Origin of the sequence: Erwinia sp. V90_4, from assembly GCF_029967685.1 — a bacterium.
Taxonomy (GTDB): Bacteria; Pseudomonadota; Gammaproteobacteria; order Enterobacterales; family Enterobacteriaceae; genus Erwinia; species Erwinia aphidicola.
Map to the genome: position 1 here is coordinate 94,734 of NZ_JASCAQ010000042.1, position 22,179 is coordinate 116,912.

General features: G+C 53.9%; 23 protein-coding genes. 14 read left to right on the top strand and 9 right to left on the bottom strand.

Annotated elements, in window-relative coordinates; genetic code table 11:
• Positions 1-44 precede the first annotated feature (44 nt).
• Positions 45-1,610 carry a methyl-accepting chemotaxis protein gene (locus QLG07_RS09130; RefSeq protein ID WP_282469072.1) on the bottom strand — a complete coding sequence of 522 codons (1,566 nt, stop codon included), beginning with the start codon at positions 1,608-1,610 and terminating at the stop codon, positions 45-47.
• A gap of 191 nt (positions 1,611-1,801) precedes the next feature.
• The gene (gene ung, locus QLG07_RS09135) at positions 1,802-2,485 is read right to left on the bottom strand and encodes a uracil-DNA glycosylase (RefSeq protein ID WP_282469073.1); all 684 of its coding nucleotides are present in this window, start codon (positions 2,483-2,485) and stop codon (positions 1,802-1,804) included.
• A gap of 287 nt (positions 2,486-2,772) precedes the next feature.
• Here ung and grcA point away from each other — a divergent pair, with 287 nt between their 5' ends.
• A complete protein-coding gene (gene grcA / locus QLG07_RS09140) occupies positions 2,773-3,156 on the top strand; it encodes an autonomous glycyl radical cofactor GrcA (RefSeq protein WP_048915062.1) in 384 nt (127 codons plus the stop codon).
• A 229-nt stretch (positions 3,157-3,385) separates the two neighbouring features.
• Here grcA and srmB read toward each other — a convergent pair whose 3' ends face one another.
• Positions 3,386-4,714, bottom strand: a complete 1,329-nt coding sequence (gene srmB, locus QLG07_RS09145; RefSeq protein ID WP_048915063.1) for an ATP-dependent RNA helicase SrmB — start codon at positions 4,712-4,714, stop codon at positions 3,386-3,388.
• 132 nt (positions 4,715-4,846) lie between these two features.
• On the opposite strand from srmB, the gene QLG07_RS09150 reads away from it, so the two are divergent.
• Entirely contained in the window at positions 4,847-5,584 is a 738-nt protein-coding gene (locus QLG07_RS09150) for a tRNA1(Val) (adenine(37)-N6)-methyltransferase (protein WP_282469074.1), read from the top strand.
• Here the strand turns inward: QLG07_RS09150 and nadB are convergent, their stop codons facing one another.
• Positions 5,585-7,198, bottom strand: coding sequence for an L-aspartate oxidase (gene nadB, locus QLG07_RS09155; protein ID WP_282469075.1), 1,614 nt, complete (start codon positions 7,196-7,198; stop codon positions 5,585-5,587). It lies immediately after the preceding gene.
• Between the two features lie 472 nt (positions 7,199-7,670).
• On the opposite strand from nadB, the gene rpoE reads away from it, so the two are divergent.
• The 11 genes from rpoE to acpS all read left to right on the top strand — a co-directional run bounded on the left by rpoE (position 7,671) and on the right by acpS (position 17,021).
• A complete protein-coding gene (rpoE, locus tag QLG07_RS09160; protein ID WP_048915066.1) occupies positions 7,671-8,246 on the top strand; it encodes an RNA polymerase sigma factor RpoE in 576 nt (191 codons plus the stop codon).
• A gap of 30 nt (positions 8,247-8,276) precedes the next feature.
• On the top strand, positions 8,277-8,930 hold the full coding sequence (gene rseA, locus QLG07_RS09165) for an anti-sigma-E factor RseA (RefSeq protein ID WP_099753517.1): 654 nt from the start codon (positions 8,277-8,279) through the stop codon (positions 8,928-8,930).
• The gene (rseB, locus tag QLG07_RS09170) at positions 8,930-9,886 is read left to right on the top strand and encodes a sigma-E factor regulatory protein RseB (RefSeq protein ID WP_048915068.1); all 957 of its coding nucleotides are present in this window, start codon (positions 8,930-8,932) and stop codon (positions 9,884-9,886) included. The genes rseA and rseB overlap by 1 nt, the downstream gene beginning before the upstream one ends.
• Positions 9,883-10,347 carry a SoxR-reducing system protein RseC gene (gene rseC / locus QLG07_RS09175; RefSeq protein WP_048915069.1) on the top strand — a complete coding sequence of 155 codons (465 nt, stop codon included), beginning with the start codon at positions 9,883-9,885 and terminating at the stop codon, positions 10,345-10,347. Before rseB ends, rseC begins: the two co-directional genes overlap by 4 nt.
• 237 nt (positions 10,348-10,584) lie before the next feature.
• Positions 10,585-12,384: a translation elongation factor 4 gene (lepA, locus tag QLG07_RS09180; protein WP_048915133.1), complete on the top strand. Its 1,800-nt coding sequence runs from the start codon at positions 10,585-10,587 to the stop codon at positions 12,382-12,384.
• Positions 12,385-12,413: 29 nt separating this feature from the next.
• Positions 12,414-13,370, top strand: a complete 957-nt coding sequence (gene lepB, locus QLG07_RS09185) for a signal peptidase I (protein WP_048915134.1) — start codon at positions 12,414-12,416, stop codon at positions 13,368-13,370.
• A gap of 139 nt (positions 13,371-13,509) precedes the next feature.
• The gene (gene rnc, locus QLG07_RS09190) at positions 13,510-14,190 is read left to right on the top strand and encodes a ribonuclease III (RefSeq protein WP_048915135.1); all 681 of its coding nucleotides are present in this window, start codon (positions 13,510-13,512) and stop codon (positions 14,188-14,190) included.
• Positions 14,187-15,092 (top strand): GTPase Era, encoded by a 906-nt coding sequence (gene era, locus QLG07_RS09195; RefSeq protein ID WP_048915136.1) that lies wholly within the window; start codon positions 14,187-14,189, stop codon positions 15,090-15,092. The genes rnc and era overlap by 4 nt, the downstream gene beginning before the upstream one ends.
• A 5-nt stretch (positions 15,093-15,097) precedes the next feature.
• Positions 15,098-15,835: a DNA repair protein RecO gene (gene recO / locus QLG07_RS09200; RefSeq protein WP_230049430.1), complete on the top strand. Its 738-nt coding sequence runs from the start codon at positions 15,098-15,100 to the stop codon at positions 15,833-15,835.
• 74 nt (positions 15,836-15,909) lie between these two features.
• Positions 15,910-16,641 (top strand): pyridoxine 5'-phosphate synthase, encoded by a 732-nt coding sequence (gene pdxJ / locus QLG07_RS09205; protein WP_048915138.1) that lies wholly within the window; start codon positions 15,910-15,912, stop codon positions 16,639-16,641.
• The gene (acpS, locus tag QLG07_RS09210; RefSeq protein ID WP_048915139.1) at positions 16,641-17,021 is read left to right on the top strand and encodes a holo-ACP synthase; all 381 of its coding nucleotides are present in this window, start codon (positions 16,641-16,643) and stop codon (positions 17,019-17,021) included. The genes pdxJ and acpS overlap by 1 nt, the downstream gene beginning before the upstream one ends.
• On the opposite strand, the gene QLG07_RS09215 is transcribed toward acpS, so the two are convergent.
• The 5 genes from QLG07_RS09215 to QLG07_RS09235 all read right to left on the bottom strand — a co-directional run bounded on the left by QLG07_RS09215 (position 17,018) and on the right by QLG07_RS09235 (position 21,095).
• Complete coding sequence (locus tag QLG07_RS09215) at positions 17,018-17,272, bottom strand: YfhL family 4Fe-4S dicluster ferredoxin (RefSeq protein ID WP_282469076.1); 255 nt, start codon at positions 17,270-17,272, stop codon at positions 17,018-17,020. The genes acpS and QLG07_RS09215 overlap by 4 nt on opposite strands.
• Before the next feature lie 113 nt (positions 17,273-17,385).
• A complete protein-coding gene (locus tag QLG07_RS09220) occupies positions 17,386-18,834 on the bottom strand; it encodes a glucosyltransferase domain-containing protein (RefSeq protein ID WP_282469077.1) in 1,449 nt (482 codons plus the stop codon).
• 11 nt (positions 18,835-18,845) lie between these two features.
• Positions 18,846-19,751, bottom strand: coding sequence for a glycosyltransferase family 2 protein (locus QLG07_RS09225; RefSeq protein ID WP_282469078.1), 906 nt, complete (start codon positions 19,749-19,751; stop codon positions 18,846-18,848).
• Positions 19,748-20,107: a GtrA family protein gene (locus QLG07_RS09230; RefSeq protein WP_282469079.1), complete on the bottom strand. Its 360-nt coding sequence runs from the start codon at positions 20,105-20,107 to the stop codon at positions 19,748-19,750. The genes QLG07_RS09225 and QLG07_RS09230 overlap by 4 nt, the downstream gene beginning before the upstream one ends.
• A 148-nt stretch (positions 20,108-20,255) precedes the next feature.
• Positions 20,256-21,095 carry a MurR/RpiR family transcriptional regulator gene (locus tag QLG07_RS09235; RefSeq protein WP_048915141.1) on the bottom strand — a complete coding sequence of 280 codons (840 nt, stop codon included), beginning with the start codon at positions 21,093-21,095 and terminating at the stop codon, positions 20,256-20,258.
• Between the two features lie 187 nt (positions 21,096-21,282).
• Here QLG07_RS09235 and murQ point away from each other — a divergent pair, with 187 nt between their 5' ends.
• A complete protein-coding gene (gene murQ, locus QLG07_RS09240) occupies positions 21,283-22,176 on the top strand; it encodes an N-acetylmuramic acid 6-phosphate etherase (protein ID WP_062818115.1) in 894 nt (297 codons plus the stop codon).
• The last annotated feature ends 3 nt before the right edge of the window (positions 22,177-22,179 follow it).

Here is a 22,179-nt window from a genome sequence, read left to right on the forward strand (position 1 = left end):
GCAGTATCCAAATAGCCGCCTTGTGCGGCTATTTTTATGCGCGCTTACTGGAAAGCAGGTTCGTTAACCTTAAATGCGCGGATCGCGACCGACAGCTGATCTGCCTGCTCCTGCATCGACTGCGCGGCCGCGGCTGACTCGTTGACCAGCGCGGCGTTCTGCTGGGTCACCTGGTCCATCTGGGTGATCGCCATGTTGATCTCATCAATACCGCTGCTCTGTTCGGCGCTGGCAATCGAGATTTCGCCAATAATCTGCGTCACGCTTTTCACGCTGGAGAGCACTTCATCCATGGTGGAACCTGCTTTCGCCACCTGTTTGCCGCCCTCATCGACTTTACTCACCGAGTCCTGAATCAGCTGCGCGATCTCTTTCGCGGCGGAAGCCGAGCGCTGCGCCAGGCTGCGTACTTCTGAGGCAACCACGGCAAAACCGCGCCCCTGCTCGCCCGCGCGTGCGGCTTCAACGGCGGCGTTCAGCGCCAGAATATTGGTCTGGAAGGCAATGCCGTCAATCACGCTGATGATATCGACGATTTTTTTCGACGATCCGTTAATCATCTCCATAGTGCTGACCACCTGTTTCACCGCATCGCCGCTCTGCAAGGCAACCTGTGAAGCCTGTGCGGCCAGCTGGTTGGCCTGGCGTGCGTTGTCGGCGTTCTGCTTCACCGTTGAGGTGATCTGTTCCATTGCCGAAGCTGTCTCTTCCAGCGAGCTGGCCTGCTGCTCGGTACGGGCGGAGAGGTCCATATTGCCCGCCGAAATTTCGCTGGAGGCATTGGCAATCAGGTCGGTGCCGGACCGCACTTCATAGACAATTTTCAGCAGGTTTTCATTCATGTTCTTCAGTGCCTGCATCAGCTGGCCGGTTTCATCCGTTGAGGTGACATGAATGGCGCTGCGCAGATCGCCCGCTGCGACATTTTCGGCAATTTTCACCGCTTCACGCAGCGGACGTACGATAGAGCGGGTGAGGAAATAACCCAGCAGCACCGCCGCAATCATCGCCAACGCGGAGAAGATCAGCGTGATCTTAATCGCCGTTGAGCCATCCTTCACCGCCTTAACGCCTTCGGACTGAAGTTGGCCAGACTGCGAGTCGGCAAAGGCCACCACGATATCGAGGAAGGCATTCTGCGTGGTAGTGATTTTACGCAGCACCACTTCGGTGGCATTGGTGATATCCCGCGCGCGCACCAGATCCAGCAGATCCCGCTTATCCTGCTCGAACAGGGCTGCTGCCGCTTTCACATCCTTGATCTTCTGTATACCGACTGGCGTGGTTTGCAGCCTGGCAATTTTGTCAATCGCCGCATCGGTTTTGGCGGTTGCTGCTTCCAGCTGAGTAAAACGCTTATCATTGGCTCCCGGGTTGGCGGCATCCAGCACCATTCCGCGCAAGAACTTGATCTGGTCATTAACGCCGTCGCGCACATCAAACGACAGGCGGACTTTGGTGTAGCGATCGCTGATGATGCTGTCGATGGAATGATTAATGTTGCTGGTCTTGATAATTGCGGTAGCGCTGACGATGATCAAAAGCAGGATCACCAGGCCAAATGCGGCACCAAGCCGCACGCCCACTCTCATATTCTTTAGCGATGACATTGAATTTACCCCTAAGTTAGTTCGAGCCAGAAAGGGAGCATTTTTATGCTCCTCGAGTTCGAACCCATCGGCAGCAGAGGGGAAAACTTGATAAGAAATTGTGACGGACTTCGCAGTTAAGCGTGTGGAAATGTAAGTAATTCAGCAGGGGAATTATTTTTCAGGGGGCGGCTACCCCCTGATTTTACAGGCTATTCAGCCGGTAGCTGCGGCGTCCAGTCAATCGGCGTTTCGCCGTGCTCGCTCAGCCACTGATTAGTTTTGGAAAAGTGCGCGCTGCCAAAAAAGCCGCGATGCGCGGAGAGCGGGGAAGGGTGCGGCGCCTGCAGGACATGGTGGCGCTGGCGGTCAAATATGCTGCCTTTCTTCTGCGCGTGCGAGCCCCACAGCAGAAAGACCACGCCTTCGCGATGCCGGTTAATGGCGGCAATAACGTTATCGGTAAAGGTTTCCCAGCCGAATTTGGCGTGCGAATGCGCCTGGCTGGCTTCCACCGTCAGCACGGTGTTCAGCAGCATCACTCCCTGGCGTGCCCAACTTTCAAGGAAGCCGTGATTCGGGCGCTGGAAGCCGGGAATATCCGTCACCAGCTCTTTATACATATTGACCAGCGAAGGGGGCACTGCGACCCCCGGCAGTACGGAGAAGGCCAGTCCATGCGCCTGGTTGGGGCCGTGATAAGGGTCCTGACCCAGTATAACCACTTTTACCGCGCCCAGTTCGGTGAGGCGAAAAGCGTTAAAAACATCTTTCTGCGGGGGATAGACGGTTTTGCCAGCCGCACGCTCTGCCGCTACCCGGGCCAGCGTCTCCTTAAAGTAAGGTTTCTCTTTTTCCTCAGCCAGCACATCGTGCCAGGTCATGGTATTGACCATTACCGCCTCCTTAACGTCATCAAAGGGCGTAGCTTATCGCGCTTTCCCACGGGGTGACACTTAAAAAATAATTGAATTTTTACACGAATTGAAGAAATTATTATCCGGCTAAAATTGATATAAAACAGAAAGTTGCTCAGGCACCCAGCGAGTGGCCAGCGATGGCTTGATTTGCATCAAAGAGGCCATATTCACAGGCTGGTATACAGATCCCAGTCAATTACGGGTTTATCCATCAACCTGGCGCTGAGCTTCTCTTCAGCGCCCATTGCCTGGGAGGCAACAACATGATTACCGGAATTCAAATTACTCAAGCAACCAATAATGCCCTGCTGAACTCTTTCTGGCTGCTGGACAGCGACAAAGCGGAAGCACGCTGCGTTTGTGCTAAAGCCGGCTACAGCGAAGATCAGGTGGTACCGGTCAGCGATCTCGGTGAAATCGAATATCGTGAAATCCCGCTGGAGGTGAAACCGCAGGTGCGCGTGGAGGGCGGTCAGCATTTGAACGTCAACGTCCTGAGCCGTGAAACGCTGGAAGAGGCGGTGAAGCACCCGGAGAAATATCCGCAGCTGACCATTCGCGTTTCCGGTTATGCCGTGCGTTTTAACTCTTTGACGCCAGAACAGCAGCGTGACGTGATTACGCGTACCTTTACTGAAAGCCTTTAAGCATTAAAAAGGGGCGATAAATAAGCGGATGGCGAATATCGCGCCATGCGCTTTTGTTGTCTACTCAACTGATAATCTGCGGTTTTTAGGCCTGGTTTTTTGCTGAGAGACTGCTGAGGTTGAGACTTTTTGCTGGCTGGACGATATCCTAAACGCTATGGTCCATTTCTGCTCATCATCAGCCAATAAAAAACCGCCCCTGGAGGCGGTTTTTTGTTATGCAGTGTGATTATTCCGCACTGTCAGTTTTCGCCGCGCTTGGCTTGCGGCGCTTACCGATATTTTTGGTGTCGCGATGGCGCTCTTTCACGCGCGGTTTCTCTTCGGCCTTCTCTTTTTCTTTCTGCTGCTTACGCTTTTCCAGCACTTTCTTCGACGGTTTGCCTTTCAGCTTCTCATTTGGCGCGCGGGTGGTCGGGCGCAGCTCATCAATGGTACGCGCTTTCAACGGCTCTTTGATGTAGCGGCTGATGCGTCCCAGCAGCATGTTGTCGTGGGCTTCTACCAGGGAGATGGCGATGCCTTTTTTGCCTGCACGGCCGGTACGGCCAATACGGTGCAGGTAGGTATCTGCGGTGACCGGCATATCGAAGTTGAACACGTGGCTGACATCGTCGATGTCGATGCCGCGCGCGGCGATATCGGTGGCCACCAGTACGTTAACGCGGCCTTCAACTACGCGTTTGATCGCTTCGTTACGCTTGGCCTGCACCAGTTCACCCTCCAGGTAGCTGGTGTTGATGCCCGCTTCGCGCAGCCAGCCGCACAGCTCGTGCACACGCTCGCGCTTGCGCACGAACACCACGGCACGGGTCACTTCCGGCTGCTTCATCAGGTGGATCAGCAGTGCGGTTTTGTGTTTGATATGGTCCGCGCGGTAGTACCACTGCTGGATTTTTTTGCGCTCGCGGCGTGCCGGATCGGCTTCAATCTCGATCGGCTCGTTCAGAATGCGTTCTGCGAAGTCTTTAATAGCTTCGCCTTCCAGCGTGGCGGAGAACAGTAACGTCTGTTTGCGCCAGCGGGTTTCGGCGGCGATGGTTTCGATATCCTGAGCGAAGCCCATGTCCAGCATGCGGTCGGCTTCATCCAGCACCAGCGTTTCCACCGCGCGGCAGTCGAAGTTTTCTTCTTTAATGTACTGCAGCAGGCGGCCGGTGGTGGCGACCACGATATCCTGGTTTTCACTGAAAACTTCGGCGTGGTTCATAAACGCCACGCCGCCGGTGATGGTGGCGATATCAAGGTGGGTATGTTTCGCCATTTCACGCGCCTGGTCTGCAACCTGCATCGCCAGTTCACGGGTCGGGGTCAGGATCAAAATGCGCGGCGGGCCGGACTTCTTACGTGGGAAGTCGAGCAAATGTTGAAGCGCGGGCAGCAGGTAGGCCGCAGTCTTGCCTGTACCGGTTGGTGCCGAACCCAGAACGTCGCGACCCTCCAGTGCTGCCGGAATAGCTTCTGCCTGAATGGCAGTAGGGCGCGTGTAGCCTTTCTCCTGCAGGGCTTGCAGTAGGCTCTCGTCAAGTTCGAGTTCGGAAAAAGTGGTTACAGTCATGGTCTACCTCAGTTTGGGGCGCTGATTATAGACAGATTGAGCGCGATCTTCATCTGTTTGTGTCGAGTTAATGACTTTTCCTTCATCGCGGATTGTCCTATGCTAGCGCCGTTTCCCTTTCAGGTCAGTCAAATGTCACAACAGAAAGCCATTCTTCGCGCCAACGGATTTACCTTCAAGCAGTTTTTTGTTGCTCACGATCGCTGTGCGATGAAGGTCGGCACCGATGGCGTGCTGCTGGGCGCCTGGGCGCCGGTGGCGAACGTTACGCGTGCGCTGGATATCGGCTGCGGCAGTGGTTTAATTGCCCTGATGCTGGCGCAGAGAACCGCTGAGAACGTCGAAATTGATGCGGTGGAACTGGATGAAGCGGCAGCCGGGCAGGCCAAAGAAAATGTCGCAGCATCGCCGTGGCCCGGCAGAGTGCATGTGCATCAGGCGGATATTGTTAGCTGGAGCGAACGCTGTTTGCAGCGCTATTCGCTGATTGTCAGCAATCCTCCCTATTTTGCGCCGGGATCGGAGTGCGCCAGCCCGCAGCGGGCATCCGCGCGCTACACCGCCAGCCTGACGCACGATGTATTGCTGAAGTGTGCTGAGGATCTGATCGCTGAAGAGGGCTTTTTCTGCGTGGTCCTGCCGGAAGCGGCCGGAAGTAAGCTGGTGGAACTGGCGCTGCAGCGCGGCTGGCATCTGCGTTTTCGCACCGACGTGTCTGATAACGAGACGCGGCCACCTAACCGCGTGCTGCTGGCGCTCTCCCCGAAAGCCGGTGAACAACTGCTGGACCGGATGACGATTCGCGGGCCTGACCAGCAGTACTCTGAAGCGCACTGTAGCCTGACCCGCGATTTCTATCTGTTCCGCTAATTAATCGTTCAGCTGCGGCTGCAGAATGGTCGGCAGCGCTTCTTCCAGCGCTTCCGGGTAATCCAGCGTGTAGTGCAGTCCGCGGCTCTCCTTGCGCGCCATCGCGCAGCGCACCATCAGTTCGGAGACCTGAACCAGGTTACGCAGCTCCAGCAGATTATTGGAGATGCGGAAATTGGCGTAATATTCGTCAATCTCCTGCTGCAGCGTGTTGATGCGGCGCAGGGCGCGCTCAAGGCGTTTAGTGGTGCGCACAATACCGACGTAGTCCCACATAAACAGCCGCAGCTCGTGCCAGTTATGCTGGATCACCACGCGCTCGTCCGAATCATCGACCCGGCTTTCATCCCATGCAGGTAATCCCGCCACCATCGGCAGGTCCGGCAGGCGACGATGGATATCCTCGGCGGCTGACCAGCCATACACCAGGCACTCCAGCAGCGAGTTTGACGCCAGGCGGTTAGCACCGTGCAGGCCGGTGTAGCTGACCTCGCCAATAGCATACAGGCCGCTGAGGTCGGTGCGCCCCTGCTGATCGACCATCACGCCGCCGCAGGTGTAGTGCGCCGCAGGCACAATCGGGATCGGCTGCTTCGTCAGGTCAAAGCCGAGCGTCAGCAGCTTTTCATAAATGGTTGGAAAATGGGCACGGATAAATTCCGGCGGCTGGTGGCTGATGTCCAGATACATGCAGTCAGCGCCGAGCCGCTTCATCTCATGGTCAATCGCCCGCGCCACGATATCACGCGGGGCCAGCTCGCCGCGCGGATCGAAGTCAGGCATAAAGCGCGTGCCGTCAGGGCGCTTCAGTTCGGCCCCTTCACCGCGCAGCGCTTCGGTCAGCAGAAAGTTGCGTGCATCCGGGTGGAACAGGCAGGTTGGGTGGAACTGATTAAACTCAAGGTTGGCGACGCGACAGCCTGCACGCCAGGCCATGGCGATACCATCACCGGAGGCGACGTCCGGGTTGGTGGTGTATTGATAGACTTTCGCCGCGCCGCCGGTTGCCAGCACCACGGCGCGGGCGCGGCAGGTTTCCACCGCTTCACGCTTGCGGTTCCAGATATAGGCGCCAACCACGCGGCGCTCGCCCGGTAGCCCGATTTTATCGGAAACAATCAGGTCAACGGCGTTACTGCGTTCAATCAGCTTAATATTCGGATGGCTCAGCGCCTGGCTGACCAGCGTCGTTTCCACGGCTTTGCCGGTGGCGTCGGCGCTGTGCAGGATACGGCGGTGGCTGTGGCCGCCTTCACGCGTCAGGTGGTAGGGCTGTTCATGGTTGGCCGGGGTGTCTTTATCAAACAGCACGCCGTTGTCGATCAGCCACTGCACGCAGTGACGGGCGTTGCTGGCGATAAAGGAGACGGCCTCACGTTCGCACAGGCCGCCGCCGGCAATCAGGGTGTCTTCCACGTGTGATTCGATGCTGTCAGTTTCATCAAACACCGCGGCAATACCGCCCTGAGCATAAAACGTGGAGCCTTCACTGACCGGGCCTTTGCTCAGCACGGTGACCTGATGTTTTTCGGCCAGCCGTAACGCCAGCGAAAGGCCCGCTGCGCCGCTGCCAATAATCAACACGTCACAGCTATAATCGGAAGAGAGAGTCATGGTGTTTAATTTACTAAACAGGTTGTTTGCTGAGCATAGCACTCAAATTAACCAGGCAAAAAGGCTTTTTATCGACCACGCTCGAGAGTGGGAGCCAAATCAAATAGTGCTCGTCACAAATACGACATCTTTTTGAAAAATTCGCGTAAGAGGGCGTTTAATATTACGAACGTTCACTTATTGTCGTGATTATAGGGTGAAAACTGAGGCTCCTTGCGGTACTCTGCGACGGCTGTTGGGCTCCTGAGCGTCACTGTTTCAGGAACAAAGAGAGGCAGTGGCCGACAAATCCGTAAGAATGCATAAAAAAGCGTGCTGATTTGTCCTGTCCCCCGGCGGCAACACAAAAATAATGGCGTAATGGAACTTTCCTGATGATGACGACTCAAACCGCATGCTTGCTCAGAAAGATTGAGTTATTGCTGGAAGTGCGATTACGCGTGAAGACAGATTTGGGGAGAATTTACCTCGGATGAGCGAGCAGTTAACGGATCAGGTTCTCGTAGAGCGTGTACAGAAAGGAGACCAGAAGTCATTCAACTTACTGGTAGTTCGCTATCAGCATAAAGTGGCGAGCCTGGTTTCCCGCTATGTGCCCTCCGGAGACGTGCCTGACGTAGTGCAGGAGTCGTTTATTAAGGCCTATCGTGCGCTGGAATCTTTCCGGGGCGACAGTGCTTTCTATACCTGGCTCTATCGTATTGCCGTCAATACGGCCAAAAATTACCTGGTTGCTCAGGGGCGCCGCCCGCCGTCTACCGATGTGGACGCGATCGATGCAGAAAATTTCGAAAGTGCGGGAGCTCTGAAAGAAATATCGAACCCTGAGAACTTAATGTTGTCAGAAGAGTTGCGACAAATCGTTTTTCGTACCATCGAGACGTTACCCGAAGACTTGCGCATGGCTATCACCCTGCGTGAACTCGATGGCCTGAGCTATGAAGAGATAGCCGTGATCATGGATTGCCCGGTAGGGACTGTTCGCTCCCGTATTTTCCGCGCCCGTGAAGCTATCGATAATAAAATTCAACCGCTTATCCAACGCTAGCGATAGCGGACACAGGAAGGGTATTGAGGTATGCAGAAAGAACAACTTTCCGCTCTGATGGACGGTGAAACGCTGGATAATGAAGCCATTTCCGCGTTGTCTAAAGACGTTGTGCTGCAGAAAAACTGGGAAAGCTATCACCTGATTCGCGACACATTGCGCGGTGATGTTCCTCAGCTGCTCGATTTTGATATCTCCGCGCGCGTCATGGCGGCGATTGAGAACGAGCCAGCGCAGAAAGTCACTCCTCTGATTGTTGAAGCACAGCCTAAACCTGAACAGGCTGCCGTGATGCCGTTCTGGGCAAAAGTGCGCCCGTGGGCAGCTCAGATTACTCAGGTTGGCGTCGCCGCTTGCGTTTCTCTGGCCGTGATTGTCGGCGTGCAGCAGTACAATAAACCGGTGGTCGGTCAGTCTTCCGACGCCCCGGTGTTTAACACGCTGCCGATGATGGGGCAGGCTTCCCCGGTTAGCCTGGGTGTGCCCGCGGACAACGCGAACACTAACAATAGCAACGCTAACCAGCAGGTTCAGGACCAGCGCCGCCGCGTGAACGCGCTGCTGCAGGACTATGAACTGCAACGCCGTCTGCATGCTGAACAGCTGCAGTTTGAGCAAAGCCCCGATCAGCAGGCTGCTGCTCAGGTTCCAGGTAACCAGTCGTTAGGAATGCAATCGCAGTAATGAAGCAGCTTTGGTGTGCAGTCAGCCTTATGGCTGGCAGCCTGATGTACTCCTCTGTCGCCCCGGCCGCGCAAACGCCTTCCGGGGCACTATTGCAACAGATGGAGCAGGCCAGCCAGTCTCTCAGTTACGAACTTGCCTATATCAATGTCTCCCGCATGGGCATTGAATCGCTTCGCTACCGTCATACCGTTATCGACAACAAAGTCTTTGCCCAGCTGTTGCAGATGGATGGGCCGCGCCGTGAGATTATCCAGCGCGGCAATGAGGTCAGCTATTTTGAAGCGGGGCTGGAACCGTTCACCATGACCGGGGATCACATTGTTGATTCGCTGCCGGCGCTGGTGTACGCCGATTTTCAGCAGCTTGCCGCGACCTATGATTTTGTCTCCGTTGGCCGCACGCGCATTGCCGACCAGCTGTGCGAAGTGATCCGCATCGTGCCGCGTGATGGTACGCGCTACGGTTACATTGTCTGGCTGGATAGCGACACTAAGCTGCCGCTGCGGGTTGACCTGATGGACCGCGACGGCGAGACGCTGGAACAGTACCGCGTGGTTAGCTTCGCGGTGGATGATGGCGTACGTAAGATTATGCAGGGCCTGGAAACCGCTAAGCTGCCGCCGGTGCTTTCAGTACCTACCAGCGGTGCGGTGACCTTCAACTGGAAAGCTGGCTGGCTGCCCGCCGGAATGAAAGAGATCGCCCAGAGCCGCCGCCAGCTACCTTCGCTTGATCGCCCGGTGGAATCCCGGCTCTACTCCGATGGTCTGTTCAGTTTTTCCATCAACGTGACGATGGCGGATAAAAGCAGTTCGCCACAGCAGTTGCGCACTGGGCGTCGTACGGTGCAGACTGAAGTGCGTAATAATGCGGAAATTACGGTAGTGGGCGAACTGCCTCCTGCCACCGCTAAACGTATTGCTGACAGCGTGACGATGGGTAAAACACCATGATGAGAGAATGGGCGACGGTGGTCTCGTGGCAGAATGGTATTGCCACACTGCACTCCGAAATGAAAACTTCCTGCAGCAGCTGCTCTGCCCGTAAGGGGTGTGGCAGCCATATGCTGAATAAGCTGGGGCCAAAAAATGCACACGTGATGAAAATCACCAGCGTCGAGCCGCTGCAGCCGGGCCAGCGTATTGAATTAGGCATTGCCGAAACCAGCCTGCTAAGTTCGGCATTCCTTGTTTATATGACGCCGCTTATCGGTTTATTCGTCCTGGCCGGCGTTTTCCAGATGCTGTTCCACAGCGATCTGGCTGCGGCCAGCGGCGCGCTGCTTGGCGGCGTGGGCGGTTTTATTATTGCAAAAGGTATCTCCAGCATTCTGGGCCGTTCAGCCTCTTTCCAGCCGGTGATCCTCAGCGTTGCACTGCCTCCTGACGCGCTGCACGTGACTACCGATGCCTGACTGGCCTCGAATCTGGCGGCGGGTTTGTCCTGCCGTCAGCCCCGTTCCACGCTGGTTCAAATCTTATTTCCTCGTCGATATGCCTTTGCGTGCACTATTGCCTGCCTGCGAAGATTCCACCCCTTTGATATGTAGTGTAGAATGCTGCCTTTCGGGCCAGTGTCCGCCTGTGATATCACGCTCTCCTGCTTCGCATCGCGAGAGTTCCAGAATTTGTAAGGCAGAAAAATCTCAATAATGAAGCACATAAGAAACTTTTCTATCATCGCCCACATCGACCACGGTAAATCCACGCTCTCTGACCGTCTGATCCAGATTTGCGGCGGGTTAACCGAACGCGAAATGGCTGCGCAGGTTCTGGATTCCATGGATTTAGAGCGTGAGCGCGGCATCACCATTAAAGCGCAGAGCGTGACGCTCGATTACCATTCACCCGATGGTAAAACTTACCAGCTCAATTTTATCGACACTCCGGGACACGTTGACTTCTCCTATGAAGTTTCGCGCTCGCTGGCAGCCTGTGAAGGTGCATTGCTGGTGGTGGATGCCGGGCAGGGCGTAGAAGCTCAGACCCTGGCAAACTGCTATACCGCGATGGAAATGGATCTGGAAGTCGTACCTGTACTGAACAAAATTGACCTGCCGGCGGCCGATCCGGATCGCGTGGCGCAGGAGATTGAAGATATTGTCGGCATTGATGCCACTGATGCGGTGCGCTGTTCAGCGAAAACCGGTATCGGCGTGCCTGACGTGCTCGAGCGCCTGGTGCGCGACATTCCACCGCCGGAAGGTGACCCGGAAGCCCCGCTGCAGGCGCTGATCATCGACTCCTGGTTCGACAACTACCTTGGCGTCGTCTCGCTGGTGCGTATCAAAAACGGCACCATGCGTAAAGGCGACAAAATTAAGGTGATGAGCACCGGTCAGGTTTATAACGCTGACCGTCTGGGTATCTTCACGCCGAAGCGCGTTGATACCGACGTGCTGAACTGTGGTGAAGTAGGCTGGCTGGTTTGTGCTATCAAGGACATTCTTGGCGCTCCGGTCGGGGATACCCTGACCCAGTCACGTAACCCCGCTGACAAAGCATTGCCAGGCTTTAAAAAAGTGAAGCCGCAGGTTTACGCCGGTCTGTTCCCCATCAGCTCTGACGACTATGAAGCCTTCCGTGATGCGCTTGGCAAGCTGAGCCTGAACGATGCTTCCCTGTTCTATGAGCCGGAAAGCTCTACCGCGCTGGGCTTTGGCTTCCGCTGTGGCTTCCTGGGTCTGTTGCACATGGAGATCATCCAGGAACGTCTGGAGCGTGAGTACGATCTCGAGCTGATCACCACGGCACCTACCGTGGTTTACGAAGTGGTGACCACCGACAACCAGATCATCTATGTGGACAGCCCGGGTAAACTGCCGCCGCTGAACAACATTGAAGAGCTGCGCGAGCCCATCGCCGAGTGTCACATGCTGCTGCCGCAGGAGTTCCTCGGCAACGTCATCACGCTCTGTATCGAGAAGCGCGGCGTGCAGACCAACATGGTTTACCACGGTAACCAGGTTGCGCTGACCTATGAAATCCCGATGGCGGAAGTGGTACTCGACTTCTTCGACCGTCTGAAGTCAACGTCCCGTGGCTACGCGTCGCTGGACTACAACTTCAAACGCTTCCAGGCGTCCAACATGGTGCGCGTCGATGTGCTGATTAACTCCGAGCGCGTCGATGCGCTGGCGCTGATCACCCACAACGACAACGCGCCGTACCGCGGCCGCGAGCTGGTCGAGAAAATGAAAGACCTGATCCCGCGTCAGCAGTTCGACATCGCGATTCAGGCGGCCATTGGCAACCACATTATTGCCCGTTCAACGGTGAAACAGCTGCGTAAAAACGTGCTGGCTAAGTGCTATGGCGGTGACGTCAGCCGTAAGAAAAAGCTGCTGCAGAAACAGAAAGACGGTAAGAAACGTATGAAGCAGGTGGGTAACGTTGAGTTGCCGCAGGAAGCGTTCCTGGCCATTCTGCACGTAGGTAAAGACAGCAAATAAGCCCGAATTCGGGCTTTGAGGGAACTGGAATGGCTAATATGTTCGCCCTGATTTTGGCGATAGCAACGCTCGTCACCGGTATTGTCTGGTGCATCGATAAGTTCAAATGGGCGCCGGCCCGTCGCGCCAAACGCGCGGCGGCGCAGGCCGAAGGCATTGCGGAAACCAAGGCTGACAAGCAGCCGGGTTGGGTGGAAACCACGGCATCGGTATTCCCGGTGCTGTTCGTGGTGTTTGTGGTGCGCTCATTTATCTATGAGCCGTTCCAGATCCCTTCCGGTTCAATGATGCCAACGCTGCTGATTGGTGACTTTATCCTGGTAGAGAAATACGCCTACGGGATTAAAGATCCGATTACTCAGACCACGCTGATCGAAACTGGCCATCCGAAGCGCGGGGATATCGCGGTATTTAAATACCCGAAAGATCCGAGCCTGGATTACATTAAGCGCGTTGTTGGCCTGCCGGGTGACCGCGTGGTGTACGATCCGTTGAGCAAAACGGTCTCAATTCAGCCCGCCTGTGATGGCGGCACGCCGTGCGATAAAGCGCTGGCAGTGACCTATTCAGACGTGCAGCCAAGCGACTTTATTCAGACCTTTAGCGGCTTCAGCGGTAACGAAGTTGGCAACGGTTTCTATCAGGTACCACAGGGCGAATCGATGCAGGGCGGCCTGCGTTTAGCCACCCGCAACGAGACGCTGGGCGATGTCACCCACCGTATTCTGCTGGTAACCCAGGCGCAGAGTCAGCCGGGTTCATATTACCAGCAGCCGGGCCAGCCGCAGTCAAGCTGGGTCGTGCCGCAAGGCATGTACTTTATGATGGGTGATAACCGCGACAACAGCGCAGATAGCCGTTACTGGGGCTTTGTCCCGGAGCGTAATCTGGTAGGCAAAGCCACCGCCATCTGGATGAGCTTTGACAAGCAGGAAGGGGAATGGCCAACGGGCGTTCGTCTCAGCAGGATTGGCGGTATTCACTAATGTTTGCCAGCGGGCAACATTAACTACGGGTGGCCTGGTCGTATACCAGGCCACTGCACACGAAACAGATCGTGTTGGTGTACAGGCTCAGCCCTGTTCCGTGTGCAGCATAATTGACGCATTCAGAAATTGGTAACGCATGAACCCCATCGTAATTAACAAGCTTCAACGAAAGCTGGGCTACACTTTTACCCATCAGGAATTGTTACAGCAGGCGCTCACTCACCGCAGCGCCAGCAGTAAACACAACGAACGACTGGAATTCCTGGGCGACTCAATTCTGAGTTACGTCATTGCTAACGCCCTTTATCAGCGCTTCCCGCGCGTGGATGAAGGCGACATGAGCCGCATGCGCGCCACGTTGGTGCGTGGCAACACGCTGGCTGAAATGGCACGGGAATTTGACCTGGGCGAATGTTTACGCCTGGGGCCGGGTGAACTGAAAAGCGGCGGCTACCGTCGTGAATCGATTCTTGCGGATACCGTGGAAGCGCTGATTGGCGGGGTTTTCCTCGACAGCGATATCCAGACGGTGGAGCAGCTGATCCTCAACTGGTACGCCAGTCGTCTCGATCAGATCAGCCCGGGCGATAAACAAAAGGATCCAAAAACGCGTCTGCAGGAGTTCTTGCAGGGTCGTCATCTGCCGTTACCATCTTATCTGGTGGTACAGGTGCGTGGCGAAGCGCACGATCAGGAATTTACTATTCACTGCCAGGTAAGCGGCATGGCAGAACCGGTTGTGGGAACCGGCTCCAGCCGACGCAAAGCTGAGCAGGCAGCGGCCGAACAGGCGCTGATTAAGCTGGGAATTGAATGAGCGAACAAACTACCCATTGCGGCTTTATTGCTATTGTAGGCCGCCCGAACGTTGGTAAATCTACACTACTGAACCAGTTACTGGGGCAGAAGATTTCCATCACCTCGCGTAAGCCACAAACCACGCGCCACCGTATTATGGGCATCCATACTGAAGGGGATTATCAGGCGATCTACGTCGATACCCCCGGCCTGCATATGGAAGAGAAAAGGGCGATCAACCGCCTGATGAACCGCGCTGCCAGCAGCTCAATCGGCGATGTTGAAATGGTGATCTTCGTGGTTGAAGGCACCAAATGGACCGCCGATGACGAGATGGTGCTGAACAAGCTGAAAGATGGCCGCGTGCCGGTGCTGCTGGCGATCAACAAGATTGACAACCTCACGGACAAAAGCATTCTGCTGCCGCACCTGCAGTTCCTGGGGCAGCAGATGAGCTTTATGGACGTGGTGCCCATTTCTGCCGAAAAGGGCGACAACGTGGATACCATCGCCAGCATCGTGCGTAAGCGTCTGCCGGAGGCTGAGCACCACTTCCCGGAAGATTATATTACCGACCGTTCGCAGCGTTTTATGGCCTCCGAAATCATCCGCGAAAAGCTGATGCGTTTCCTCGGCGCGGAACTGCCCTACTCGGTGACCGTAGAAATCGAACAGTTTGTGACCAACGAGCGCGGCGGGCTGACCATTAATGGTTTGATCCTCGTGGAGCGCGAAGGTCAGAAGAAAATGGTCATCGGTAATAAAGGCGCCAAGATCAAAGTGATCGGCACTGAAGCGCGCCGTGATATGGAAGATATGTTCGAGTCGAAAGTTCACCTCGAGCTGTGGGTGAAAGTGAAGTCCGGCTGGGCGGATGACGAACGCGCCTTACGCAGCCTGGGCTATACCGACGATCTCTGAACCTGATGGAAGGCTGGCAACGCGCGTTTGTCCTGCATGGACGCCCCTGGAGCGAAACCAGCCTGCTGCTTGACCTGTTCTCCGAACAGCACGGCAGGGTACGGGTACTGGCCAAAGGTGCCCGTTCTAAACGCTCCAGCCTGAAGGGCGCATTACAGCCTTTCACCCCGCTGCTGGTGCGTTGGGGCGGTCGCGGCGAAGTGAAAACGCTGCGCGGGGCTGAACCTGTCTCTCTGGCGCTGCCTCTCTCCGGTATTACTCTCTACTGTGGTCTCTACGTCAACGAACTGCTTTCCCGCGTGCTGGAACACGAAACGGCTTTCAGCGAGCTGTTTTTTGATTATCTGCACTGCATTCAGGGGCTGGCAGGCGTGACCGGATCGCCGGAACCCACGCTGAGGCGCTTTGAGCTGGCGATGCTCGGCCATCTTGGCTACGGCGTTGATTTCCTGCACTGTGCCGGCAGCGGCGAAGAGGTCAGCGATGATATGACCTACAGCTATCGTGAAGAGAAGGGTTTTATCGCCAGCCTGGTGGTGAATAACCGCAGCTTTACCGGACGCCACCTGCGCGCGCTGTACCAGCGTGAATTTCCCGATGCCGATACCCTGCGCGCCGCCAAACGCTTCACGCGCATAGCGCTGAAGCCTTATCTTGGCGGTAAACCTCTCAAGAGCACCGAGCTTTTTCGTCAGTTTTTGCCGAGAAAACCAGCGGACGCAGCGCCAGCCGCGGACGAATAGCCACAGGTCATACCCTTCGGGCTGCTGAACGTTGTACACTCGACAAAACCCTTCGCGATAATCTGAGGACTGTCATGGCTGAGTTGTTGTTAGGCGTTAATATCGATCACGTGGCCACCGTGCGTAATGCGCGCGGCACGCAATATCCCGACCCGGTACAGGCGGCGTTTGTCTCCGAACAGGCCGGTGCCGATGGCATTACCGTACACCTGCGCGAAGATCGCCGTCATATCACCGACCGCGATGTGCGCATTCTGCGTCAGACCATTCAGACGCGCATGAACCTGGAAATGGCCGTCACCGATGAGATGGTCGATATCGCCTGCGAGGTCGTGCCGCATTTCTGCTGTCTGGTGCCGGAAAAGCGTGAAGAAGTGACCACCGAAGGGGGGTTGGATGTTGCCGGCCAGCAGGATAAAGTGACGGCGGCAGTACAGCGCCTTAATGCGGCTGGTATTCTGGTCTCCCTGTTTATTGATGCCGACCATCGCCAGATTGACGCCGCCGTGGCGGCGGGCGCTCCCTACATCGAAATCCACACCGGTGCCTACGCTGAAGCCGCAGAAGGTCCGGAGCGTGACGCCGAGCTGGCACGTATTGCCGAGGCGGCCACCTACGCTGCAGGCCAAGGCCTGAAGGTCAATGCGGGCCATGGCCTCACCTACCATAACGTCCAGCCGATTGCGGTTCTGCCGGAGATGCACGAGCTGAACATCGGCCATGCAATTATTGGCCGGGCGCTCTTCAGCGGGCTGGCTGACGCAGTGAAAGAGATGAAGCAGCTGATGCGGGAAGCCCGTCGCTAATGGCTATTCTCGGCCTCGGCACCGACATCGTGGAGATCGCCCGTATTGAAGGGGTGATCTCCCGCTCCGGCGATCGGCTGGCAAAGCGGGTGTTGAGTGATAATGAATGGCGGCAGTATCAGGCCCATCAGCAGCCGGTGCGCTTTCTGGCTAAACGTTTTGCGGTAAAAGAAGCGGCGGCGAAAGCCTTCGGCACCGGGATCCGCGGTGGGCTGGCGTTTAATCAGTTTGAAGTTTACAACGATGAGCTGGGCAAACCCGGCCTGCGCTTTTTCCAGCACGCGCAGGAAGTGGCGAATAAGCTCGGCGTGGCACACGTCCACGTCACGCTGGCCGACGAGCGCCATTATGCCTGTGCTACGGTGATTATCGAAAATTAACCTGTCGTATGCAGTTCTAAAAACTTGTCCCACAGCTGCTCATTGCTCTCAATGCGCTGTGGGTCAACAATAATGGTGTTATCAATCGGGCAGACCTGCTGACAGGTAGGGGCGTCGTAGTGTCCGATGCATTCGGTACAGCGCTCGCCGTCAATTTCGTAGAACTCATCCCCCATCGCAATCGCCTGGTTCGGGCACTCCGGCTCACACATATCGCAATTGATACATTTTTTGGTGATCAGCAGCGCCATGGTTCTCTCAGTCATTAACAGGATAAAGTGTGTGGGTATTATACATTTATCCTAAAGTAAGGCAAATAATAACAAGCCCTTCAGTTTAAGGGCTAAATGTTATATGTCTGGGTTTATGGCGTACCAAGTTGTACAACAGCATTATTTCCGCTAATGTAAATTTTATACTCTTGATTGCTAATCCATGGTGTGGTTTTATTTTTTATATTAATAGCTTGAAGGGTATCAGTATTTTTTTTGTCATCATAGCCATAAGTCGTTTGCGCAAATCCTTTACTAAGTAGCTGGAAATCTGCAGTAAAACCAGAGGCGGGGCTTATGAAATAGTTTATAGTCGGCTTGTTTTTCAAAAGTATCTTAGTTCTTTCACTAATATTCACTTGGCCAATGACGGTTATTTTATCTATTTTATTTGTGTTTAATAAGTCACGAGTAATCATATTAAAAACCATGTTCTCATGGTCACGCTGTGTTTTCAAAGCGTTACTTAATTGTGCGCTAAAGGAAAATACGGTAATAACGGGTATTATGGAAATGTAAATAATCTTGCCCTTTAGATTCCCCAGCATTATCGCTAAAATAACTAAGTAGCAGGAAAATGACACCAGCGTACGGGGAAATACGGGTGGGGTCATTAATATAATGTTAGGGCCAAGCAGTGAGACAATTAAGGTAATGAAAGAAAGTGCCAACAAAGCTAAGTTTAAGATGATGTCTTTATTGTTTTTACATATTCTGTAAATGGTAATAGTAAAAGCAATGGCTGAAGGGATGATAAAATACATCGCAACCGGGCCGTGAAAAAATGACAACACCATAGCCAATAATTCTTTAAATGTATGGCTAATTATTTGCAGGCCGCTAATATCAATGGGGACCGTTTCAGCGCGCTGGTTAGTATGCTTCCAGAATTTTGCGACAAATAAAATATAGAGTATATAGAATGCCAGGAAGTCAGTGATTTTTTTTATAAAATAGTGGAGTTTTTCACGGGGTTTTTTTTCATTGAGTGTGCAATAAATTGCGAGGTCAATAGCGAGAAGACCGATAAAAATGTTAGCGCATGGTTGGTATATTGAGAGCGAAAGAATACCAGCAGCAATTCTGATTAGTCTGTTTTTATTAGATGCGGTTTCACTGCGGTAAGTATAAGATATAACAGCAAGTAAAAAAGCCAATGCCATGCCGAGTGAATCGTATCGATAGGCAATGTTCTGCAGCATAAACGGATTAAATATTATAAGGCAGGCAATGAAGGTTGCATGCTGTATTTTTTTATTTTCCAGGCTCTTTTTGAGTAGAATTGCCGCAAGTGATAAAAATAAGCATGATGCTATCATTGTATAAGGAAATAAGTCTAGATTGTCTTTCCCACTCGCTGACAGTAAGCGCATTAAAAGGTCGGCAACAGGCCTCCCTAAGGATTTCCAACCGTACTGCCCAGTGATCGAACGATCCAGGTCGTCTCTATAATATATACCCGCCTGGATAAGTGGATAGATAAATAATAATGAGAGAAGGCAATAAACTACCAGGTTCTTTTTGTCTTTATCGTTAATCATTTGAGTATCAATCATTTTTTTAAAATGTATCTTGGACGTTGTTTCGTTTCGATGTAAATACGGCCAATGTATTCGCCTAAAACACCTATGCCTATTAGTTGTATTCCACCCAGGAATAGAATTGAGACAATAAGTGATGTATATCCATGTACAGGATTTCCAAAGAAAATGGTTATTATGGCCAGCCACGAGCCATAAAGAAACGACATTGCGGCAACTGTCAGGCCAATATAAGCCCAGATACGAAGTGGAAAAGTGGAAAAGCTGGTAATACCTTCGATCGCCAGATTCCAAAGTTTCCAGCCATTGAACTTTGAGGCCCCAGCTACACGTTCAGCACGGACATACTCAACGATATCGACATTACCCCCCACCCAGCTCAGAACCCCCTTCATGAAGAGGTTGCGCTCAGGCATACGTTTAATATCTTCAACGATCTTACGAGACATCAGCCGGAAATCCCCTACATTCTCTTCAATGCGCGGTGAGCTGATTTTGTTATGAATTCTGTAGAACCACTGAGCAGTTTTACGCTTTAGATGGCTGTCAACTTGCCTGTCGATTCGTTTGGCTAATACCATATCAGCGCCGGCGCGCCACTTCTCCATCATTAATGGAATGACTGATATCGGATCCTGTAAATCAACATCCATTGGGATAACCACTTCACCGGTAGCATGCTCCAAACCGGCAATAAGTGCGGGTTCTTTACCAAAGTTGCGGGTGAAGGATAACGCCATAACGTTCTGATCTGCAACGGCTAATGCATTGATAATTGCTTCGCTATTATCTGTACTGCCATCGTTGATAAATACGATTTGCACTTCATACTGTGTGAGCTCCCTTCTAATGCTTTGATAGAAGATGGGAATAGTGTCTTCTTCATTGAAGACGGGAACGACTAAAGAAATTTTCATTTTCTCGCTCTGAACACAATGTTCTTTGAATAGAAGAAACCTATCACCAAACTAAGTGCCGAAAAAACAACGAGGGTAACTATTGATGGCAACTGCATGCAATCACTCGCTTTCCCGGTTATGCCGGCCATTACTCCCATAAATGCTATAAATATCATATAGCTATAAGATGTTGCTTGCTTTTTAAAGGTAAAGCGAGCATTAGCAAAATATGAGAAAGTTACTGACACTAAGAACGCCACCATGTTTGACTGAGCCTGGCTCACACCAAATGAATGAACCACAAAAAAGATGGCCCAATGCAAGAGGGTATTGATGACGCCGATCGAGGCATAACGTTTAAAGAGTATCAGCATTTGATTATCTGTTTTTTAATTCGCGGATCCTACCATCTGAAAGTTTTATGGCAAGAAATGTCTAAAATTTGCATCGTTTAGGCTCAGATACCGTTTACCCGCCGCTGAAAGTCGCAGAGGGTTTAAGCATAAGTTTTTGCCAGACTGTTCACACCAGTTTTTTCACCAGCGCTTCACTGTGGCGGATATGGCTGGAGGCGCGTTCCGGGTCGCGCTGAATCAGCGCCATAAACAGCAGGTCGGTCAGCGCCAGCTGGGCAGTGGTTGAGGAGATTGCCGCGCTGCGCGTGGTCTGCTCTTCTGCTACGGTGTACAGACAGTGGCTGGCGGACTGCTGCAGGGTGTTAGGCGTAAAGCCGGTGAAGGCCAGCACGGTCGCACCGATGCGCTGCGCTTCCTGCGCCGCCAGATTGATCTCGCGGCGCTCGCCGGTGTAGGAGATCGCCAGGAGCACATCGCCGGGGCTGAGCGCCTGCACGCTGGCCAGCAGCGCATGCATATCCTGCTCGGCGACGGCGCTGATGCCAATCTTCATTAGCTTCCAGGAAAAATCTTTCGCTACCAGGCCGGAAGCCCCAATACCGACCAGTACGATGCGCTTGGCATTTTTCAGCAGGCGCAGCGTTTCCAGCAGCATCTCCTCGCTGTTGATGTCCAGCGTGGCGCGGATTGCCGACTGCTTTTCGGTAAACAGCTTCTCACCGACCACCTTTAACGCATCGTCGCTCAGAATGTGATTGTGCACGGTGATGGCATCTTTGCCAGCCAGCGACTCGCTCAGTGCCAGCTTCAGCGCCGGAAAGCCTTTGTAACCCAGCTTCTGGGCAAATTTCACCACGCTTGACTGGCTCACCCCTGACTCGTCAGCCAGCTTTTGTGAACTCAGGTGGCGCGCACGGTCCGGCTGCGACAGCAGGAAATCCGCCAGACGGCGCTCATTCAGTGCCAGGCTGGGATACAGCTGACGGATACGCAGCAGTGAGCTCATCTCTTTTCCTCTTACGAATTCAGATCCATCATATTGAATTATCTGCAATGATAACAGGCAGAGCGTTAAGTCTAGCGTTTCATTTTATTGCCGCGATGATTAAAAACAGGAAAATGCGTCGTCGCAAAGAATTAAATATTCCATTATAGTTTTTATCTTTAGAATTAAAAATTCAGTAGGGGGAATAATGAACCTTGGCTCACTGGTCTCAGAAACGCGCAACCCGGACACGCTCGACCTCGATAATCTGTCGACGCTGGCGATGGTCACCAAATTTAATCAGCAGGATGCCACCGTTGCTACGGCGGTCAGCCTGACGCTGCCGCAGGTGGCCGCAGCCGTCGATGCCGCAGCCGCTTCTCTGGCAGCAGGTGGACGTCTGATCTACATGGGCGCTGGCACCAGCGGCCGGCTTGGCGTGCTGGATGCTTCCGAATGCCCGCCAACCTTTGGCGTGCCGCACGGCGTAGTGGTGGGGCTAATCGCCGGGGGGCCAGGCGCATTGCTGAAGGCGGTGGAAGGGGCGGAAGATGATGAACAGCTCGGCGTCAGCGACTTACAGGCGCTGGATCTGACCGCTAACGATATGGTGGTCGGGCTGGCAGCATCGGGGCGCACGCCTTACGTGATCGGCGCGCTGCGCTATGCCCGCCAGCAGGGCTGCCGTACAGCAGCAATCTCCTGTAATCCCGACTCGCCAATTGCCCATGAGGCGGAAATCGCTATCTCCCCGGTGGTTGGCCCGGAAGCGCTGACCGGATCCACACGGCTGAAATCCGGCACCGCTCAGAAGCTGGTACTGAATATGATCTCGACCGGTGCGATGGTCAAAATCGGCAAGGTGTATCAAAACCTGATGGTCGATATGCAGGCCACTAATATCAAGCTGGTCGATCGCGCACGCCGCATGGTGTGTGAGGCCACCGGCTGCCAGCCCGAGCAGGCCGATGCGGCGTTACAACAGGTTCATCACGAGGTGAAAACGGCGATTCTGATGATCCTGGCGGACATCCCAGCCCCTGAGGCTAAACAGCGCCTGCTACAGCATCATGGCTTCCTGCGTGCGGCACTGAAAGGATAAGGC

Coding starts and splice junctions, on each gene's coding strand:
- QLG07_RS09130 (WP_282469072.1), bottom strand. CDS start 1,610: ATGTCATCGCTAAAGAATATGAGAGTGGGCGTGCGGCTTGGTGCCGCA.
- ung (WP_282469073.1), bottom strand. CDS start 2,485: ATGGTCAATACCATGACCTGGCACGATGTGCTGGCTGAGGAAAAAGAG.
- grcA (WP_048915062.1), top strand. CDS start 2,773: ATGATTACCGGAATTCAAATTACTCAAGCAACCAATAATGCCCTGCTG.
- srmB (WP_048915063.1), bottom strand. CDS start 4,714: ATGACTGTAACCACTTTTTCCGAACTCGAACTTGACGAGAGCCTACTG.
- QLG07_RS09150 (WP_282469074.1), top strand. CDS start 4,847: ATGTCACAACAGAAAGCCATTCTTCGCGCCAACGGATTTACCTTCAAG.
- nadB (WP_282469075.1), bottom strand. CDS start 7,198: ATGACTCTCTCTTCCGATTATAGCTGTGACGTGTTGATTATTGGCAGC.
- rpoE (WP_048915066.1), top strand. CDS start 7,671: ATGAGCGAGCAGTTAACGGATCAGGTTCTCGTAGAGCGTGTACAGAAA.
- rseA (WP_099753517.1), top strand. CDS start 8,277: ATGCAGAAAGAACAACTTTCCGCTCTGATGGACGGTGAAACGCTGGAT.
- rseB (WP_048915068.1), top strand. CDS start 8,930: ATGAAGCAGCTTTGGTGTGCAGTCAGCCTTATGGCTGGCAGCCTGATG.
- rseC (WP_048915069.1), top strand. CDS start 9,883: ATGATGAGAGAATGGGCGACGGTGGTCTCGTGGCAGAATGGTATTGCC.
- lepA (WP_048915133.1), top strand. CDS start 10,585: ATGAAGCACATAAGAAACTTTTCTATCATCGCCCACATCGACCACGGT.
- lepB (WP_048915134.1), top strand. CDS start 12,414: ATGGCTAATATGTTCGCCCTGATTTTGGCGATAGCAACGCTCGTCACC.
- rnc (WP_048915135.1), top strand. CDS start 13,510: ATGAACCCCATCGTAATTAACAAGCTTCAACGAAAGCTGGGCTACACT.
- era (WP_048915136.1), top strand. CDS start 14,187: ATGAGCGAACAAACTACCCATTGCGGCTTTATTGCTATTGTAGGCCGC.
- recO (WP_230049430.1), top strand. CDS start 15,098: ATGGAAGGCTGGCAACGCGCGTTTGTCCTGCATGGACGCCCCTGGAGC.
- pdxJ (WP_048915138.1), top strand. CDS start 15,910: ATGGCTGAGTTGTTGTTAGGCGTTAATATCGATCACGTGGCCACCGTG.
- acpS (WP_048915139.1), top strand. CDS start 16,641: ATGGCTATTCTCGGCCTCGGCACCGACATCGTGGAGATCGCCCGTATT.
- QLG07_RS09215 (WP_282469076.1), bottom strand. CDS start 17,272: ATGGCGCTGCTGATCACCAAAAAATGTATCAATTGCGATATGTGTGAG.
- QLG07_RS09220 (WP_282469077.1), bottom strand. CDS start 18,834: ATGATTAACGATAAAGACAAAAAGAACCTGGTAGTTTATTGCCTTCTC.
- QLG07_RS09225 (WP_282469078.1), bottom strand. CDS start 19,751: ATGAAAATTTCTTTAGTCGTTCCCGTCTTCAATGAAGAAGACACTATT.
- QLG07_RS09230 (WP_282469079.1), bottom strand. CDS start 20,107: ATGCTGATACTCTTTAAACGTTATGCCTCGATCGGCGTCATCAATACC.
- QLG07_RS09235 (WP_048915141.1), bottom strand. CDS start 21,095: ATGAGCTCACTGCTGCGTATCCGTCAGCTGTATCCCAGCCTGGCACTG.
- murQ (WP_062818115.1), top strand. CDS start 21,283: ATGAACCTTGGCTCACTGGTCTCAGAAACGCGCAACCCGGACACGCTC.